We start from the raw sequence: 18,748 nt of genomic DNA, 5'->3' as shown, positions 1-18,748 counted from the left end.
TCTTGAAGTAAATAGGTGCAGATATGGAGAAGTATGAAATTAAATTTAACATAGACATTCCCAAATATATAGAAATTTCTAAGCATATAAAAAAAATGATTGATGAAAATAGCGTTGACGATGGTGAAAAATTACCATCTATAAGAAAATTAGCAAAAATACTTATGGTTAATGAGGTTACCATAGTCAGTGCCTATAAAAAGCTTGAAGCTGAGGGCTACGCATATCAAAAGATGGGCAGTGGAACTTATGCTAAAAGAAGAGATACAAACATAAAGTTTAAAAAAGAGTATTCAAATACCTTAAAAAAGATTTCTGGGCAAGATCTTAAAATATATGTAGATTTTACAGGAGAAATCACCAGTAGTGAATTTTTCCCAGTAACAGTATTTAAAGATGTATTAAATGAAGTATTAGATAGAGATGGTGCAGAAGCTTTTGCCTATAAGGAATCTTTGGGATATGAAGGTCTTAGAAACAGTATAAGTAGTTTTTTTTGGGACAATAAGGTAAGCACTGATGATATATTGATCCTTTCCGGGGCACAACAGGGTATTGATATAGTGTCAAAATCTATAATAAATGTTCATGATAATGTTGTTGTAGAAAAGCCAACCTATGGGGGGGCACTAACGGTTTTCAAATGGAGAAGGGCTAATATATTTGAAGTCGATATATTAGAAGATGGAATAAATTTACTACAATTTGAAGAAATACTAAAGAAGAATAGAATAAAATGTTTTTATGCCATGAGTTATTTTCAAAATCCTACAGGAGCCACCTATAGTTTAGAGAAAAAGCTAAAAATATTAGAGCTTGCAGAGTTCTATGATTTTTACATTGTTGAAGATGATTATTTATCTGAGCTAATATATGACCAAAAGCAATATAAGAGTTTTAAAAGCTTAGATGTATTTGACCGAGTTATTTATATTAAGAGTTTTTCAAAAATATTTCTGCCAGGAATAAGACTAGGATATATGATTTCACCTGAGAAATATAAGGAGTGTATTCAAAACTCAAAAATCAACACAGATATATCAACTTCAAGTCTTATGCAACGTGCTCTGGATTTATATATAAATAAAGATCTTTGGAAGCAGCATATAAATTATCTCAATATGGCTTATAAAGATAAATATGATTTTATGATAAATTGTATAGATAAATATTTAGGCGGAAAAGTTAGTTATTTTACTCCAGGAGGGGGAATTAATTTTTATTTCAAAATAGCTGAAAAATTGATAATTAATTCTATGGATTTGTTTTATAGCTGTAAGAATAGAAAAGTTCTAATTACACCTGGAGTTTTATTTTATAAAAATGCAGAGCAAGGCAATAATTATTTTAGATTGAGTTTTTCAGAATTAAAAAAGCCTGAAATAGAAGAAGGAATTAAAATTATCTCAGAGATACTAGGAAAAATACCAACAAGATAAGGAGAGAAGCTTTTGAGAAAGGGATTAGTGGACATTGACTGGCAATGCATTAGCACATATTCAGAGGAAGAAATATCCTATTTCTTATTTTTAGAGGGCAAAACCATGGAAGCTATATGTAAAATAAGAAATTTGGATAATGCCATTGTGCAAAAACATATTATAGATGGTAAAATAAAATATAGATTTTTAGTGAAAAGCAATGATCCTTCTGAACTTTTTAAGAGCATTGCAGGAGCAGGAAAAGAAGATAAAATTAATTTTTTGAATTCCATGGGTGAGGATAATAAAAATAAATTAACTGCGCTTATAAAAACTAGTTATGGTGAGATGTATCCTAAGGACAAAGAGGCTGCAGTTTGGATTTTGGGGGAATTAAAGGAAGTATCTTGTTTAGATATTTTAGTGAAAGCTTCTGTTAATAAATCCATAAATATACGCAGAATGGCAGTTTCCGCAATGGGAAAACTGGGAGATGAAAGAGCGGAAGTGGCATTACTTAGATCCCTTGCCGATGAGAATCCACAAGTGATAAGTTATGCAATAAAATCTCTAGGTAAAATAAAAAGTGAAAAAGCTATTACAAAAATAAAATACTTATATGAGAATACAGATAAAAAATACATAATAGATGCTGCGCAGAACTTTTTACTACTGATGGAGCCAATATAGACGGGAGAACTTATATGAGTTATTTTACAATAAAAGATGAATCAAAATCTGAATTTAAAGAGAAAAAGTCTATTTTTATCGGCCATGGGAAAAGAGTTGAAACCGAAGAGGAAGCTAAGGAATTTATCCAAAAGGTTAAAAATGAGCATAAAGAGGCTAGGCATAATGTTTATGCCTATATAATTGGTGAAAATAGAATGATACAAAGATATAGTGATGATGGAGAACCTCATGGTACAGGGGGCATTCCTATGCTAGAGGTTCTAAAAAAGAGTGACATTACAGATGTAGTTGTAGTAGTTACAAGGTATTTTGGAGGAATTCTTCTTGGCACTGGAGGGCTCGCAAGAGCATATTCTAAAGGAGCCTCCCTAGCTATTAAAGAAGCTGGGGTAGTGGAGAAGGTTAAAGGTATTCCACTAGAAATAGTAATTGAATATGATTTACTTGGGAAGTTGCAGCATGTATGTGCGGAAGGGAACACCCATATAGAGAATATTGAGTATACTGACAAAGTGAAGATTAAAATACTTTGTGAGTTTAGTAATCTAGAAAAATTACAGTCTCAAATAACTGAAATTACTTCTGGAAAAGCACTGTTTCAAGAAGAAGAGCCGAAAATGTACTTCAAATTAGAAAACAGATTGTACGAATAATGTGTGGATATACTACATCCTTTAGTAAATTGTAAGAAAAGTGTAAATACTTTTCTTCTTTTATTTGAAAAGTACATTATTCGATGATATAATGGGAAAGTAATGTGTTTATAACTAATTCATAGGATTATTGCTATTTATTAGGAGTAATTGGAAAAATTTCATACATAATATAGTTAGGTGGGAGGAATTTCAAATGTCGGGACATTCAAAATGGCATAACATTCAACAGAAAAAAGGTAAGGTAGATTCTAAAAGGGGTAAAGTATTTACAAAAATAGGTAAAGAATTAATAATGGCAGCAAAATTTGGTGGTGCAAGTTTAGAAATTAATGCTAAACTTAGAGATGTAGTCGCAAAAGCTAAATCTAATAATATGCCAGCAGACACAATAACTAGAGCTATAAAAAAAGGTTCTGGGGAGCTTAATGACATAAACTATGAAGAAATAGTTTATGAAGGTTATGCAGCAGAAGGTGTTGCTGTGGTAATTAACACACTAACGGATAAAAAAAATAGAAGTGTAGCAACTGTAAGGCATGCTTTTGATAGATGCGGTGGAAACATGGGAGCAGCAGGATGCGTAAACTGGATGTTTGCTAAAAAAGGACAACTTATCATAGAAAGAAAAGCAGATATGGACGAAGATGAAATCATGATGCTCGCTCTAGAAGCTGGTGCAGAAGATTTTAATGCAGAAGCAGAAATGTTCGAAATTATCACAGCTATAGAAAACTTTGGAGCAGTAAGAGAAGTACTAGAAACAGCAGGTTTTGAATTTGCATCTGCAGAGCTTACTATGATACCAGATAACATGATACCTATCAGCCTAGAAGGCGCAGCTAAGGTACAAAGGCTTATAGATATGCTTGAAGACGATGACGATGTGCAGGATGTCTATCATAATGCAGAGTTCCCAGAGGAATTTGAGGGATAGTTTAGTGTTTTCAATGGATTAGAACATATTTGGATTGATGAAAAAACGAGTTTTGACTACGATATACGTACAAAAAACTCCTTTGACTATGACATATGTTAAATAGGCAATCCTCTACACGATGATATACGTAAAATCACTCTTAAAGTTGTATGAATACAACAATAGGGGTGATTTTTTATGCTATTAAATGATGTATTAAAAGAATTTTTATTTGAAATTAAAATTAGGAACTATTCACCAAGGACACAGAAGGGGTACAAAAATAATAATGCACTATTCCACACTTGGATAGACCATGAGTACCAAATAACAGAACTTGAAGAAGTTACACATTTGCACATCAAACAATATGTAACATATCTACTGCAAAAGGGAAGGAAACCAACTTATGTAAATGGAATACTTAAAAATATTCGTTCATTCTTTGAATATTGCGTGGGCGAGAGATATGTGAATAAAAATCCATGTAAACAAGTAAAGTGGGTAAAAGAGGGAAAGGTAATCATTAATACATTCACAGATAAAGAGGTAGTTGATATGCTTAACTATTACAAGGGTTCTGACTATTTAAGTATAAGAAATAAGTGTATTATCGCAATGCTTGTTGATACAGGGATTAGGAATAATGAATTGTGTACCCTAACAATAAATGATATAGGCGAAACTACAATTAAGATATTGGGAAAAGGAAACAAAGAAAGATATGTATACATTTCACCTATGCTTAAAAAGTATCTAATCAAATACGAAAGAGTAAGAGAAATGTACTTTAAAAATCATAATATACAATTTTCAAATTATTTTTTGAGTTACAGGGCAAAACCATTAACTGTTGAAGGGATTGAACGTGTAGTAAAAAAAAGTGGAGAACATGTTAGAGAAGGTATTAGAGTTAGTCCACATACGGTAAGGCACTATTTCGCACAGAAACAGTTACAGAATGGATTAGATATGTATTCATTGTCTAGGTTACTAGGACATGAAACTGTGAGCATAACAAAGAGGTATTTAGATGGGTTGCAAGATGAAAGAATAGTGGAAATGAGTATCAAAACAAGTCCATTAATGAATCTATAATACAAAACAAAAAACGCAGAGGTTGTTAATCCCTGCGTTATATTTTTAAACAAATTTGCTTTAAATATCAGTTTATTATGTAGGCGCTTTTCTTAAATGAAACATACACTTCTTTAATGACATAAATATACATGCATCTAATATGGAAATAAAAGGGGGTTAGAGATGCGAAAGAAGCAAAGCATATTAGTATAGGGTAAACAAAAGATACGCTCAATTACACAAAAAAACTTGACAAACAATGTCAAAAAAAGTATACTTAAAAGGCATATGTAAATTTAAAAATAATTACATCATTATACTCTAACTTAATTATAGTATATCATATCAAAAAACAAAAAACAATCCCAAGCACCACAAAAATTTAATTTTTTTTTCAAACTTGTGTGGTGTCTGGTGAAGTAATGGATTCAAAATATAAATAATTAGTGTTATAAGTGTGAAGGGGGAACAAAATGATAAAGAAATTTACTTGTATTAAGGATTTGGAGCAAATACGGTTTATTAGTGAAATTAAAACATATATAGAAGATGAAGGTGGACAAGGTGATAAAGTAATGTCGACGGTATACAGAGGGTATAATGAAAATTTAGAGTTAAAGTGCAACTGTGGTAATGTGTATAAGGCAACGGCATATGAATACTTTTTATACGATAAACGATGTGGTAAGTGCATTGCAAATAAATTCAGTAACTGTGTTGAAAGTTTGAAGAGTAACAATGACATAATTAATGAAAACATAGCAATGCCTATAAGAACTGTTGTTATTCAAGTTTCAAGAGAAAAATTTACTCAACAAAGTTTTATCGATGGTATGGAAGCAAGAGGTTCTCAAACAATTCTTTCAGACAAATTAGTAGATATAGTAGACGGTAATTCAAAAACGTTTAATAAGCAAATATCACCTCAACAGTGTTTTAACCAATACAAAAAGAGTGAATCAAAGCATGAGGAAACTGTTGAAGCATGTTTGAATAGAAAAAATATCATTTACAAAAGAAGAAAGAAAATAAATCTTGGGAAAAAGAAATATGAATTTGATTTTTGGATATTGGATGATGAAGGAAAAATAAAATTTCTTATTGAGGTAGATGGTGAGTTGCATTTTAGAAATTGCATAGGGGGAGAAAAAAGATTATTGAAGTGCCAACTGAATGACCAAATTAGGAATGATTTTTGTGAAAGTACTAATACGAGGTTAATAAGGATACCATATTGGGAGATACGGTATATCGATAGAATATTAGATAAAGAATTAGATTTCAAATATGACAAAGAAAGTGAGTTGAATAAGTTGTGGAATGCTTTTGGTTTAAATGAAGATTAGTGATTTGCATTGAGACGAAGGGGTGATGCATATAGTTATATTTTGGTTTACATCTATCGAGAAATAATTCATTAACATGAATATGTCAAGGATCAAGGATGGGACAAAAGTAAAGTTACTGTACTTTAAAAATGTATCTATAGAGGTGCAAAAAATAATGGACAACTTCAAAATCGTTCCTTTATAGGTGCTAAAATGAAGTATATAAGTATAACTACATATATAAATATAACTATATATAAATAAACAATTTATTTGTTTTGGACTTTTTCAAGACAGAAAAAACTTATGATTAAGGATGGGGGATAAACAAATGAAGATGAATAATGAGGTTTTTAATATCAAATGTAAAGGTAAAGGATTTTGTGTATATATATTGCTAATCACGAAAGCAACAAGAAATGAATTGTATACATCGGTAAGCGAAATCAAGAAGGCATTACAATTGGATAAAAGAGATAAGAAACAGGTGATTAATATGCTAAATCAATTGTACGAACATAAATTGATTACTTTAGATAAGGAGATACCTTCTGACAACGATATAAGAGGACAGATAAAAATACTGATTAATGATACCCCAAATAACTATACCTTTTTAGAAAGTAATGATGTAGATTTGGTATTTAGACAATTTTTAAATTACAATGAATTCAAGTTATATTGCCTTATCAAACGATTCTATAATAGCAATTACAAGTATGCATTTCCAGAGTTTGAAAGGATACACGACTTAACAACATTTTCATCGGCAACAATAAGTAAAAGTTTAGAGTTGTTTCATTGTCTCGGAATAATTGAAAAGAAAAGTAATCCTAAAGGGAAAAATAATATATACATTCCTAAAGATGATGTTAGAAATAATATATTAAAATCTAATATGGAAGACTTTAGAGGGGAATATGCGTTGTTATTAAAGTTAATTGGTGACAAAAAACAGAAAGAAGCATTAGGTGAAGGCGAACGTTTTAGAAAAGAATTAGAGGAGCAACTGAAAGAAAATAATATTACAACTGAAATGGTTGTAGACGAAAAAAAAGTAAGGGTAAACAATTGCGATGAGGGACAACACAAAAGAGCAGAAAATGATATAAAAGAGGAAGGCGAGGATGATTTATTGAAATACATTAGCAAAATTATAGATGAAAGTCCTAAATCACCGTATTTAATTAGTTCATTGAATAGATTAAGAAAAAAATATGATGATAAGGTGATAAATGTAATAGTTGAACAGAACTATGATTATATTATGCGGATTTTGATTTCAAAATCAATAGTGTTTATGGACGTAAATTATAAGGTTAATTATGTTATGAAAATCATTAAAGTCGATTTGGAACAAAACTTTGAAGTGGTTCAGAGAAAACAAGAACAACAAGAGCGTGAAATGCAAGAAAATGAAAAAAATGTTGAATTAATGCAAGAATTAGATGTGGGTGAATATCTTAAAAAAATATTTGATGTTGATAAATTTAGTGAAGAAATTACAAACAAGTTATGTGAATTGCAACAACAATATCCAGAACAAGATATTAAAGAGGAAGCATTCAAGATTAGAAAAGCATACAGAACTAAAGAAGAGTTGTTGCAAATGCTTATTAGTATCAATATTACATTAGCAACGCAAGAAGGTGAACAGAGGGAATTAGAGATGTATTTTGGATAAGAAAACGTTATAAGGGTATAAGAAGTTTTATGATTGAAAAGAATGATGGCTAGTAGGAAGGGTTTTAATGGATGATATTATATTTGACTTAATGGAAAAAATATACACAGAAGTACAATGGGAAATTAAGAGAGTAAAGGCACTAAGCAGGATATTGTTTCATTAGAAGTAGAAGTTAATAAAATAAGTTCGACAATATACGGGATAATATCTAAACTAGACGAACTTATTGATTTGTAAAAGCATAATGGACAATAAGCATTTTATTGAGATTAGAAGGAGTTTAAGGAATAATAGGGAGAGGAAAGTGAAACTATGAAAACTAAAATGAGAAGCGAGTTAAGTGAAGAACAACAGTTAATCACTACAGAATATCGAAGAAGTTATGGCGGGGAAGAATTTTTGATTAAAAATGTTCCTGCAATTTTCAGTGAAGAAGATATCATTATACTATGCTAATCATACAGAATGAAATCTTAGGAAAGATTACTCCACAAAAAGGTGTCTATATTGATTTTGAACCATATCAGAAAATGATTGAGGAAATGGAAGATTTAGAATTGTATGCATTGGCGATGGAACGAGAGAATAATGAAACAGACAATGATTCGATTTCACAAGAAGAAGTTATGAAAAAATATGGCATAACCCAAGAAGACATAGACAACTGTGAAGACGTGGAGATTGAGCAATGAAATAGCAGAGTTCCATTTAAAAGTTGAACAATGCACCATTTCCAAGATGGTAATGGTAGGATAGGCAGGGTTATTATGCTGAAACAATACAATTAGAGGGGTTAAAATCGAGCGCATTAAAGAAAAATATTAAATGGAGTTGAAATAAATGAAAGATATAAGTCCTAAAGTTTCCAATGCTATAATGCATGAAAACCACACTTTGACTATAACGTTTGAAACTGGTGCTGTAAAAACATTTGATATAAAACCATATTTGAGATATGAGGTTTTTGAACCATTAAAAGATTTAGAGGAATTTAAAAAATATCATATTGACTTTGGCACAGTATGTTGGGAATGTGGGGCGGAGTTGAGTAGAGATACTTTTTATATCAAGGGTGAAAATGTTGAAATACCTATAATGAAATGAAAGTGTTAAATGAATTGTAGACGGAAGTTGATTATGGAAAATAATTTAGTAAAAGAAGAATGGATTAATGGAAAGATTATGATGTCCAAAAGACCGCAATACAATCACATGGAAATACAATACGCTATTGATGTTAAATTAAGGAAATATTTTAACAATTCATGTAAAGTAGGAATAGAAATTTCTTTGTTTTTAACAAATGAAAATCCTATTCAAATAAGGAGAGATGTTGTAAAGATAAAAAAATAGTATCTGCAAAAAAAAACAGAGTTATTTCCCGACATTGCGGTATATTGTGATAAGGAACAGATATTTAAAAGAACGTTTTTATGAGTTCCACAATTAATAGTTAAAATATTAAGTCCTAGCAATACAGACGATGATACTGAAATTAAAAAGGAGATTTATAGGAAATATGGTGACTAAAAGAGAAGAATTGAATTTAGACAAGACTGTATTTAGAATTGTAGGAAGGCATGTTAATGCTGGTTGGGTTCCGTATTCAAAGAATTATTATGAGGAAATGCATAATACTACTAAAGAGTATGATTGTCGGGACGACAAAGGTAAATGTATTTCGTTAACTGGACATATACAACATCATTTATGGGATTTTGGAGAAATACCAACATATGACCAATTGAAGGAATATATAAATGTGAAAATGGATAAAACCATGAATAAACATATTATTGCAATTAATAATAATTTCGAATGGATTAGCGAACTTCTAATTAAACCAAAATACAAAACAAGATTCAAAAAAAGAGGATATAAGGTAGAGGGTAGTGTTTAAAGTTTTTGTTGCCCAATGATAACAGTTTTTGTTCAATAAAATATTGATTTTATACTATGTATCTAGTGTGTGTAAAATAACGTGCAAAGGGCAGTGAATTCGGCTTGAGGGTGATAGTATAAAAGGAAAACTATGAACACGCAGTAAAACCAAGGTTTGAGATGGAGAATCCTTTTTCAGGACTTGTTCATTCGAACTCTATTCGTTGATAACAAGATAGTTAACACTGTACAGGTATGTAATTTGTATAAGAAATGGTAGTATATACAATTAAGTATTAACGATTTAACATATTAAGACAATTAAAATGAAGGGATGTTATATATGAATGGATGGAACTATGAAGAATATTTAAATAGTCAAATTAAAAAGATTGAAGAGTTGAAAATAAAAGGATATACAGAACGAGAAATATTGGATAGAAATGAATTTTGTTTTGAAGCATTAAAATATTGTAATTTACCTATCAGTTATCTTGTGCCTAAATCAGAAGGACAAGAATTGGATTTACGAATGTGGGATACCCACACCTCTTGTGAACATAAATGGCAATATTACGATGGTGTACCATTTGGCAATCCAGACGAAAGAGACAGGGTTTTAATGGGATTGCTATATAGTATGGGGTTTAAACACCTACTAGAAATACTATCGCAAGAATCTAAAGAAGAATTGTTTAAGTTGGTTTGCTGTTGTAAAAATAAGTCATAATATAGTGAAAAGAAAAGAATACTCTAATGCGGTTATAGAGACACCTAACACGATGTGAAGGGTGTCTTTGTTAGTGCAAGTTAGTGCATTGTATTGTATACTATAGAAAATTATGGTACAGTGTGTTGAGAAAAATGGAGACATAAGAATCAATAATTATGTTTTTAAATTACGAGGGGGAAAAGAAATGGCAGAAAATAATGCACGTTCTGGATGTATTGGATGTCTAATTTCGGGAGCAATATTATTTGTTCTGATAGCGACAGAGGACTATCCTGCATTCACAGTTGGATTAGTTCTATTAGGTATAATATGTGCAGTTGCAATTAATAAGGGGAAAACAGAAGAAAGAGAAGAGAATAAAAAACGTGAAAGATTAGAGCGACAACGTACCGTAAATCAAATGCAAAAATATGAAACTTGTAATAATATACCACATAATACACCGACGGTAAAAATTACAAAAATTCATTGGTCAAAGGAATCTTCAAACACATATTATTATCATTTATGGAAAAATAATAATGAATTAGTTTTCCATAAAACTTATCGTATGTCACCAAAAAGTAATAGGAGTAGGATTATTTTACCGCTACAAGATATAATATCATTTACAAGAGAAGGTGATGTGTACACAGAAACCAATACTTCTGGAGGCAGAGGGGGCGGAAGTTCTGTTGGAGGTGCGGTTGTAGGTGCTATTGTTGCAGGTGGAGCAGGCGCTATAATCGGAAGTAGAAAAGAAACGGGAAGTATAAAAACCGAAACTAAAAGAATTGATAACCGTAAAACTATATTACAATTTAAATATGAAAATGAAAATGAAACATGCTATATGTTTTTAACTTCGGAAGGATATGACATACTCTTGAAGTTGATACCACAAAAGGAAATAAAGTTTGCCAGTAAAGAAATAGGACAACCTGTTAACGATGATGTATATGCACAAATAAAAAAACTTGCAGAGTTAAAAGAGCAAGGTATTTTGACATTAGAAGAATTTGACGAAAAGAAAAAAGTATTATTGGATAAAATAAATTAACAAATACAAAGAAGTGATGGAGCAATCTATCACCTTTTTAATATGCAAAATACGAACATGCGTCCTAAATGAAATCATTTCTTTTGGTTTACACCTTGCAGTTACTTTTACAATCGAAAACCATAACTCAAGGGGTATAGACTAGTATAGATGTAGTAAGATAAATAATAATTAGTATGAGATTACTTATTTTGGGAATATACCGCGCATATCATAATACTTGATTTAAGACCATGGAAATCAATCGCATGGGTTTATTAAGAGTAAAACATTAAAGTTGCTTATGAAGGACAAATGGGCGTTTAAATGGCATAGAGATACACTGATAACCCCTGGCAAATGAAAGTCTGATTTCATTCACTATGCATTTAGTATGTAAAATAACGTGCAAAAGGAACAGAATTAGAATTGCAAAGACTAGGTGGTACGGTAATGATATACTCAGTTGAAATAGGCTGTGTAGGCGTTTGGAGTTTTGAAGACGCAGACATAGCAATGTTAGTGGATTTGCAAGGGTTTATAATAGGGATTGTGGAAATGCAAAATAGATTAATCCAATACTGAAATAGAGACATCTAACACCGAAGTGAAGGGTGTCTTTGTTATTATAAGTTACTGCTTCTATGGTATATTATAGAAAAATATGGTATAATATGTTGAGGAAAAAAGGGGGGATAACATATGAAGAATTATATTAAAGAATATTATTCTCAGATTTTCACAGGGATAGTTACATTCTTGGTTACAAGTTTTGTTTATATGTGCTATACTGATTACAATTTTGTGGGAATGTTTTCATTTGGTGCTACAGTATCATCGATAATATTATCAGTTATAGCAATCATATATACCCTTATACAGAGTCAAGATAGCAATCGTATTAGTTCTAAAATTAATGATTCCACTGATAGTATACAGACTACAGCAGGCAAACTTGAAAAAATAACTAATGACATTGAGACTGCAACTAATAATCTTAAAGGAATAGAGGAGTTAAAAATCATTATGAATAATTTGGAAACTAATGTAAGTAAGGGTAACCAAATAAGCACGGAAAAATTCAAAATATTAGAAGAAATGGCTATGACAAGTATAGGACATGATCCAACTGCAAATAAGGAATCTAATTATGAATTTAAACTAACTGAAAGGTTAATTAGTAAAGATGAATTAGGATCTCTTTTGTTTAAGTTCCCCATGTATGTTAGGAGTCATATGTTTTTCTTGCATATGTGTTGCCAACAACAGAAATATGTAAACATAGAAGAGTATAACGAATTTTACAAGGCGTATATGATTGCGGATGGCATACCACCAATGGATATAAGTGAAGATATTAAAATGGTAATGTTTATATTGGCACCCCTAAACATTATAAAATATACCATGAGTGGGGAAGAGATTTTTATCAATGATTTCAATGAGTTTTTAAAAGAAGCGTTACTAGAATTTTCACCTGAAAGAATTGGCGGGTATATAGATTCACCTCATATAAGAATGATTGACCCTATTTATAAGTTTTTCAAAGTAGACATATTTTAAGATGAGGTATAAGATCTTTTGCATATCATGTATTATGATAGACTGAATTAACAAAAGAATAATCAACGTCAAACTTGAACACTTATGAAGCGGTTTAAATGAGTTTTAATAAATAATTTTAATATATAATGAAAGACATGTCCGATCTCATTAATGAAGTGATTGGATATGTCTTTTTAAATTACTTGGAAAACCCATTTGACATGCTCTTTCATAAGTGCCATTATCGTTTTGATTCTTTGAGACACTGCGAATGTGATAGATGAAAACTTTATCATGCAGGGTTTTGTTGAGTACCCTACAAAGTTTATTATTGTGAACTTCTATGTCGTAGTTTTAACGTTGCTAGTGCCTATTATGGCGGTGCATGAAGCATTGCATGGCATTGCGTATACTATCTTTGGTGGAAAGGTTAGATGAGGGTTTAGAGGTGTATATGTCTATACAATGGAGGTGTCTGCAAAGCCTATACAAAGAGTGAAGTTTCTAATTGTGTTGCTCTTGCCTGTTACTGTGATATCGGTGGTTTCTCTGTTTCTTCCACTATGGGTTGGTGGAATGATTTTCTTTTTAAATCTGTTAGGTTCAAGTGGCGACTTGTTAATGGCATTCTCTTTGATGAAGCTAGATAGTTGAAGTGGGGTTATAGATAGAAATCATGGATATGACGTAGTGTCAATGAATTGAATATAGTCAAAACTAATAGTCACAATTTAGTTTATAAAGGTATACCTTAAAGGACAAAATAAAATTGACCAATCCAACGCATTCGTATTGTTTGAAAAGGTACAAAAATAATTTAGAAACGTTTTTAATAATGCATTGACCTTTACAAACACCAGTGGTATATTATTTACATAAGGTAAACAAACGTTGGAGGTTGGACAAATGAGAATATATGGATATGCAAGAGTAAGCACTAAGGAACAGAACCTAGATAGGCAGACAATAGAATTGGAAAAGTATGTTGATGAAAAATACATATTCACTGATAAGCAAAGTGGGAAAGATATGGACAGACCACAATATCAATTACTTAGGAAGATTGCACAGAGAGGTGACACAATATATATAAAGTCATTGGATAGGTTAGGAAGGAATAAACAACAGATAAAAGATGAATTAGAATACTATAAGTCAGAAGGTATAAGGGTAAAGATACTAGATATACCAACAACTATGATGGATATACAAGAAGGACAAGAATGGTTAATAGATATGATTAACAATCTATTGTTAGAGGTATTAAGCACAATGGCAGAGCAAGAAAGAATAAACATAAGGACAAGACAATCGGAAGGTATTGCAATCGCAAAAGCGAAGGGTAAGCATTTAGGTAGACCAAAGGCAGAGTATCCGAAGGATTGGGAGAAAGTATATGTAAAGTGGAAAGAAGGCGAAATAACGGCAGTAAACTCAATGGAGCAATTAGGACTAAAGAAGAATACATTCTACAAATTAGTAAAACAACATGAAGGCAATTATGTTACAAATTGTTAAATAATATTGTCAAAGGATAAAGTAAGGGTTGGAAGACAGATGCAGGCATTGAGATACGGATTGAACAGGATAAGGAAGTGGGAGAATAATATATGGTTAAGGGGGTGTATCGATGGATATATCCTTTTTATTTTGCTTCGAAAGTGTTGATATCCACATCCATCACGTTGGAAATTATTTAATGTTGACGTTGTCAATCAGCTACGCTAGTAAATCAAAGTAATGTAACTATATACCGTGAAAGTATCGTCAATAACGCCCGTAACCCTTCAGTTACCGATACAATCATTCAATACAATTGAATATGAATAAATGATTGCCTGTTGAAATAACGCTAATTTATAGCAGATTCAAGGTATATGAAAGAGGTGGGGGGTACTTAACAATATGTTTTCACATGCCCCACTCTATATATAGGTATAGTACCTCCAACACTGAGTCTATAAATGATATAGAGTATTACTAGGACAGGATAAAACTACTATACTAATACGGAAATCTTTCAAAGAAGATTAGTGAGAGTTAAGTTGTAAGGTTGTACCATTAATTGTATAATAGACATATGTGATATGTTCGGCTGTGTAATAGAAAATGGGGAAAAATTATTTTTAGATGTAAATTACTAATGAAGTGGAGGATTAAATAGTGGGAAATCAAGAGGGTAATGACGAAGAAAATGAAGAAGCATCGAAAAAGCAATTTGATAAGTTAGACAAACAGTTCAAAGACATTGTTGGAATTTCAGCAAGTATGACACCGTTCATGGGCATAAGTTCAGCGTTAGCAGAGATGCAAAACAAGTTGGGAAGTCAGTTCAAGGACATTAGTGGGGTTCGGCAAGTATGACACCGTTCATGGGCATAAGTTCAGTGTTAGCAGAGATGCAAAACAAGTTTGGAAGTCAGTTCAAGGACATTAGTGGGGTTGCGGCAAGTATGACACCGTTCATGGGCATAAGTTCAGTGTTAGCAGAGATGCAAAACAAGTTTGGAAGTCAGTTCAAGGACATTAGTGGGGTTGCGGCAAGTATGACACCGTTCATGGGCATAAGTTCAGCGTTAGCAGAGATGCAAAACAAGTTTGGAAGTCAGTTCAAGGACATTAGTGGGGTTGCGGCAAGTATGACACCGTTCATGGGCATAAGTTCAGTGTTAGCAGAGATGCAAAACAATTGGGGCAAATATTACAAGAATGTAGATTTTAGTAACATAAGAATAAATGAAAATGGAACAATTGATTATTTAAATGAAACTATCAATATTGAAGATGTTGTAGAAGAGGTAAATTCGTATTTCATTGAAGATGTATCAAATCAACAAGAAGTTGAACAAAATACTGAACACCACGAAAAATTAAATTCTAAAATTAGTATAATAATATATGCTTTTTTGTTTGTACTATTTATAAGCATATACCCCAAATCCTACAATTTGCCATCCGAAGATAATTCCATTGAACATCAGATTGCTGAAAATCTGGCAGACTTAAATAAAAATATTGAATATGGTTTAGAAGAAATGGCAAAACTTTCTCTATTTCTTTTTACACTTCCGATTAAATGTGGTGGGGCAATAGATGATATTGCAACAAAATATCCAGGGCAGTATCCTTTAATGCTTTTTATGATACCGTATATAATAGGAATAATTAAGTATGTTGCAAAAAAACAAAAGGAAAGTATCAAATATTCAGATTAAATTTTAAATGATAGAAAAAGGACTATAAAATTAATTGAAAGGCAAATTAAAAATTCAATTAAAGACGAATTTAAAAGTGAATTGATTGATGAAATTTTCCATAGCAATTTTGGTGTAGTTAATCAAAAGTCCTTATATGTGAAAGCAAGCAATAACATTAAATCTTCTATAATATACAAATTATCGTTAGGTGAAATAGTTACGATTATAGAAAAAAATAGAAAATGGACAAAAATCCAATTTGACGGAAAAGATAATTGCAATTATATGGGGTGGGTATTTACTAGATACATTAATAGATTTAACTAAGAGCAGGGAAAATCCTGCCTTTTCTATTGCTATAAGTTATTGTTTAGAGTATGATATACATATGATTGACTATGGTTTTAGAACGTCGTAGACGATGACAAACATACAACTTTTGAGAGTTGTTTTTAAGTATAGAGATACGTGTAACCCGTTGAAAACACTGAGTTTAACTGCTTGGCATCTTCATAAAGATGACGATGTACAGGATGTCTATCATAATGCAGAGTTCCCTGAGGAATTTGAGGGATAGGGGGCTGAGAGGCAATCGTATGATGGTAAACGTTTAAGAAAATCGTTATATGATGGTATACGAGTAGGTTAATGTAGTTCAGTTATGGATGTACTATTTGAACACCTTATTATATTGATAATTAATCAATATGAGAGGGTGTTTTTTTATGTTAATAAATGATGCTTTAAAAGAATTTATATTTGATTGTGAGATAAGAAAAATTAATCCGAGGACTTTAAAAAATTATAGAAACAATAATCTGAGGTTTTTTAACTATGTTGAAAAGGAATTTAATATTACTGAACTAGAAGAATTTTCTCATTTGCATATTAAACAATATTTTCGATTTTTAATAGATAAGGGGCTTGCAGAAACTTATGCAAATGGAATTTTGAAGTGTATGAGGGCATTTTTGTATATTGTATTAATGAGGAGTATGTGATTAAAAATCCATATTTGAAAGTGTCATGGCAAAGGCAATCTAAAACTTTAATAAATACATTTACTGATTTGGAAGTAATAAATATGGTAAATGCTTTTAACTATTTAAATTATTTAAATGCAAGAAACAAAACTATTATAGCCTTTCTTGTAGATACAGGAGCAAGAAATGCTGAAACCTGTAGCATATTAAGTAATAACATAAAAGACAATTATGTTTTAATTCAAGGCAAAGGTAATAAAGAAAGGCAAGTCGGATTAATATGGTACCCTTGTCAAGGACAATATAAAAAAGAGTGTTAAGAAGCTAAAAGATGATTTCTGTATTGTACGGGAGTCATCTTTTTTAAGTTCCATTGGTATCTATAATTATTATAATATATGATATATTTATTTATCATTTTCTTAATGGATTCAAATGTAGTACAGGATTTTAGATTTATCTCATCTTTCATATGACCAAAAAATGATTCCTGAGGAGCATTATCCCAACAGTTAGCTCTACGTGACATTGACTGTCCTAATCCGTGCTTGTTTAGCAATTTTTGAAATATAGGACTTGTATAATGACTACCTTGATCTGAATGAATAAATGCATCTTCTGTTAACGTTACACGTTTAGTCTTAACTAGTTTTTCTATTGTATCTAATGCTATATCAAGTGTTATTCTATCTGAAACTTTATAGGATAATATCTCATTTGTTGAAGAATCCTTAATTGTTGATAAATATGCCATTTTACCATTACTATAGGGCAAATATGTTATATCAGTAAGAAGGACCTTTCCTGGCGTAGCCTGCTTAAATTCACGATTTAAAATATTTTTTACCTTTCTATTATTTCTTCCTTAGAAAGCTCGGTAGAGCGTGGCCTACCACTTGCCGTTTTCCTAGTATCTTCTAGCCCTATTATTCCATCCCTTTTGTATGCTACCTTCCACCTATACGCTGATTGCTCGATTCTGTTTAATCCTATTACATTTATATCAAATCCATTTTCGGCAAAAATCTGTCTTGGTAGTTTTCCAGCCATATATTCATCTATAAATAATATTTTAAATTCATACTCATATGTGATTGCACATTCACTAACTTTTAAAACATTTTTATTGTTTTTAAGTTTTGTAATATTTTCTTTGGTAAATAAAATCTTACTCATTTGACACCATCCTATCCTTATATAAATTATACAGAAAAAGTACCTATAGTCCAAACACTTTTTTTCTAAGTGTCCATCACAATGAAGAACATGGCGGATGTTGGGGTCGGGCTTATATTATAGTAGATAAAGATTTGAATTACATAGATTTTGTAAGAACAATTTAGGAGTTTACATATCTATAAAAGCAGATTATTCACTAAAGGGCGACAGAGAAATTCTGTTACCTTTTTTATATTTTCATTATAAAGATTTATCACCAGTAAAAAAATATTTAGTTAAAATTTAAAAAACTTTTTGAGATGTGATAATAATGAATTAATGAATTAATGAATTAATGAATTAATGAATTATAGAGAAATTGAAATTAGCAATATGTATATACACTATACACTAATAATATTAAAATGGGAAATACAAGAGATGAAGAACTT

The 18,748-nt window shown here is 31.0% G+C and carries 25 protein-coding genes and 1 pseudogene; 25 read left to right on the top strand and 1 reads right to left on the bottom strand.

Annotated features, from left to right (window positions below; genetic code table 11):
* The first annotated feature begins 23 nt into the window (after positions 1–23).
* The 25 genes from pdxR to ACREV6_RS20435 all read left to right on the top strand — a co-directional run bounded on the left by pdxR (position 24) and on the right by ACREV6_RS20435 (position 17,458).
* Positions 24–1,439 carry a MocR-like pyridoxine biosynthesis transcription factor PdxR gene (gene pdxR / locus ACREV6_RS20555; protein ID WP_431579909.1) on the top strand — a complete coding sequence of 472 codons (1,416 nt, stop codon included), beginning with the start codon at positions 24–26 and terminating at the stop codon, positions 1,437–1,439.
* 12 nt (positions 1,440–1,451) lie between these two features.
* The gene (locus ACREV6_RS20550; RefSeq protein ID WP_431579908.1) at positions 1,452–2,111 is read left to right on the top strand and encodes a HEAT repeat domain-containing protein; all 660 of its coding nucleotides are present in this window, start codon (positions 1,452–1,454) and stop codon (positions 2,109–2,111) included.
* 14 nt (positions 2,112–2,125) lie between these two features.
* Positions 2,126–2,767 (top strand): YigZ family protein, encoded by a 642-nt coding sequence (locus tag ACREV6_RS20545; RefSeq protein WP_431579907.1) that lies wholly within the window; start codon positions 2,126–2,128, stop codon positions 2,765–2,767.
* Between the two features lie 196 nt (positions 2,768–2,963).
* Entirely contained in the window at positions 2,964–3,704 is a 741-nt protein-coding gene (locus tag ACREV6_RS20540; protein WP_431579906.1) for a YebC/PmpR family DNA-binding transcriptional regulator, read from the top strand.
* 180 nt (positions 3,705–3,884) lie between these two features.
* Positions 3,885–4,784, top strand: a complete 900-nt coding sequence (locus tag ACREV6_RS20535; protein ID WP_431579905.1) for a tyrosine-type recombinase/integrase — start codon at positions 3,885–3,887, stop codon at positions 4,782–4,784.
* 455 nt (positions 4,785–5,239) lie between these two features.
* Positions 5,240–6,112 (top strand): hypothetical protein, encoded by an 873-nt coding sequence (locus ACREV6_RS20530; protein ID WP_431579904.1) that lies wholly within the window; start codon positions 5,240–5,242, stop codon positions 6,110–6,112.
* A 313-nt stretch (positions 6,113–6,425) separates the two neighbouring features.
* On the top strand, positions 6,426–7,778 hold the full coding sequence (locus tag ACREV6_RS20525) for a hypothetical protein (RefSeq protein ID WP_431579903.1): 1,353 nt from the start codon (positions 6,426–6,428) through the stop codon (positions 7,776–7,778).
* 327 nt (positions 7,779–8,105) lie between these two features.
* The gene (locus ACREV6_RS20520; RefSeq protein ID WP_431579902.1) at positions 8,106–8,237 is read left to right on the top strand and encodes a hypothetical protein; all 132 of its coding nucleotides are present in this window, start codon (positions 8,106–8,108) and stop codon (positions 8,235–8,237) included.
* On the top strand, positions 8,231–8,473 hold the full coding sequence (locus ACREV6_RS20515) for a hypothetical protein (RefSeq protein WP_431579901.1): 243 nt from the start codon (positions 8,231–8,233) through the stop codon (positions 8,471–8,473). Before ACREV6_RS20520 ends, ACREV6_RS20515 begins: the two co-directional genes overlap by 7 nt.
* Before the next feature lie 148 nt (positions 8,474–8,621).
* Positions 8,622–8,885, top strand: a complete 264-nt coding sequence (locus tag ACREV6_RS20510; RefSeq protein WP_431579900.1) for a DUF2442 domain-containing protein — start codon at positions 8,622–8,624, stop codon at positions 8,883–8,885.
* A 9-nt stretch (positions 8,886–8,894) separates the two neighbouring features.
* On the top strand, positions 8,895–9,134 hold the full coding sequence (locus ACREV6_RS20505) for a hypothetical protein (protein ID WP_431579899.1): 240 nt from the start codon (positions 8,895–8,897) through the stop codon (positions 9,132–9,134).
* Positions 9,135–9,300: 166 nt separating this feature from the next.
* Complete coding sequence (locus ACREV6_RS20500) at positions 9,301–9,681, top strand: hypothetical protein (RefSeq protein ID WP_431579898.1); 381 nt, start codon at positions 9,301–9,303, stop codon at positions 9,679–9,681.
* A 324-nt stretch (positions 9,682–10,005) separates the two neighbouring features.
* Entirely contained in the window at positions 10,006–10,392 is a 387-nt protein-coding gene (locus ACREV6_RS20495) for a hypothetical protein (protein WP_431579897.1), read from the top strand.
* Positions 10,393–10,579: 187 nt separating this feature from the next.
* Positions 10,580–11,434 carry an SHOCT domain-containing protein gene (locus tag ACREV6_RS20490; protein WP_431579896.1) on the top strand — a complete coding sequence of 285 codons (855 nt, stop codon included), beginning with the start codon at positions 10,580–10,582 and terminating at the stop codon, positions 11,432–11,434.
* Between the two features lie 432 nt (positions 11,435–11,866).
* Positions 11,867–11,998 (top strand): hypothetical protein, encoded by a 132-nt coding sequence (locus tag ACREV6_RS20485; RefSeq protein WP_431579895.1) that lies wholly within the window; start codon positions 11,867–11,869, stop codon positions 11,996–11,998.
* Positions 11,999–12,115: 117 nt separating this feature from the next.
* Entirely contained in the window at positions 12,116–12,976 is an 861-nt protein-coding gene (locus ACREV6_RS20480) for a hypothetical protein (protein ID WP_431579894.1), read from the top strand.
* A 447-nt stretch (positions 12,977–13,423) separates the two neighbouring features.
* Positions 13,424–13,612 carry a metalloprotease family protein gene (locus tag ACREV6_RS20475; protein WP_431579893.1) on the top strand — a complete coding sequence of 63 codons (189 nt, stop codon included), beginning with the start codon at positions 13,424–13,426 and terminating at the stop codon, positions 13,610–13,612.
* Between the two features lie 252 nt (positions 13,613–13,864).
* Entirely contained in the window at positions 13,865–14,476 is a 612-nt protein-coding gene (locus ACREV6_RS20470) for a recombinase family protein (protein ID WP_431579892.1), read from the top strand.
* Positions 14,477–15,121: 645 nt separating this feature from the next.
* A complete protein-coding gene (locus tag ACREV6_RS20465; RefSeq protein ID WP_431579891.1) occupies positions 15,122–15,322 on the top strand; it encodes a hypothetical protein in 201 nt (66 codons plus the stop codon).
* Positions 15,319–16,173 (top strand): hypothetical protein, encoded by an 855-nt coding sequence (locus ACREV6_RS20460; RefSeq protein WP_431579890.1) that lies wholly within the window; start codon positions 15,319–15,321, stop codon positions 16,171–16,173. Before ACREV6_RS20465 ends, ACREV6_RS20460 begins: the two co-directional genes overlap by 4 nt.
* Before the next feature lie 138 nt (positions 16,174–16,311).
* Entirely contained in the window at positions 16,312–16,482 is a 171-nt protein-coding gene (locus ACREV6_RS20455; protein ID WP_431580048.1) for an SH3 domain-containing protein, read from the top strand.
* Positions 16,415–16,573, top strand: a complete 159-nt coding sequence (locus ACREV6_RS20450; RefSeq protein ID WP_431580054.1) for a hypothetical protein — start codon at positions 16,415–16,417, stop codon at positions 16,571–16,573. Before ACREV6_RS20455 ends, ACREV6_RS20450 begins: the two co-directional genes overlap by 68 nt.
* Positions 16,574–16,576: 3 nt before the next feature.
* Positions 16,577–16,732: a hypothetical protein gene (locus tag ACREV6_RS20445; RefSeq protein WP_431579889.1), complete on the top strand. Its 156-nt coding sequence runs from the start codon at positions 16,577–16,579 to the stop codon at positions 16,730–16,732.
* Positions 16,733–16,880: 148 nt separating this feature from the next.
* The gene (locus ACREV6_RS20440; RefSeq protein WP_431579888.1) at positions 16,881–17,156 is read left to right on the top strand and encodes a site-specific integrase; all 276 of its coding nucleotides are present in this window, start codon (positions 16,881–16,883) and stop codon (positions 17,154–17,156) included.
* Positions 17,153–17,458: a tyrosine-type recombinase/integrase gene (locus ACREV6_RS20435; RefSeq protein WP_431579887.1), complete on the top strand. Its 306-nt coding sequence runs from the start codon at positions 17,153–17,155 to the stop codon at positions 17,456–17,458. Before ACREV6_RS20440 ends, ACREV6_RS20435 begins: the two co-directional genes overlap by 4 nt.
* On the opposite strand, the pseudogene ACREV6_RS20430 reads toward ACREV6_RS20435, so the two are convergent.
* Positions 17,455–18,314: pseudogene (locus tag ACREV6_RS20430) on the bottom strand (IS3 family transposase). The gene ACREV6_RS20435 and the pseudogene ACREV6_RS20430 overlap by 4 nt on opposite strands.
* Between the last annotated feature and the right edge of the window lie 434 nt (positions 18,315–18,748).

The sequence above is a fragment of the Clostridium sp. genome (assembly GCF_050717515.1).
Lineage (GTDB): Bacteria > Bacillota > Clostridia > Clostridiales > Clostridiaceae > Clostridium_AD.
Note: the sequence above shows the minus strand (reverse complement) of the source record. Positions and strands in the feature narration are given on the sequence as shown.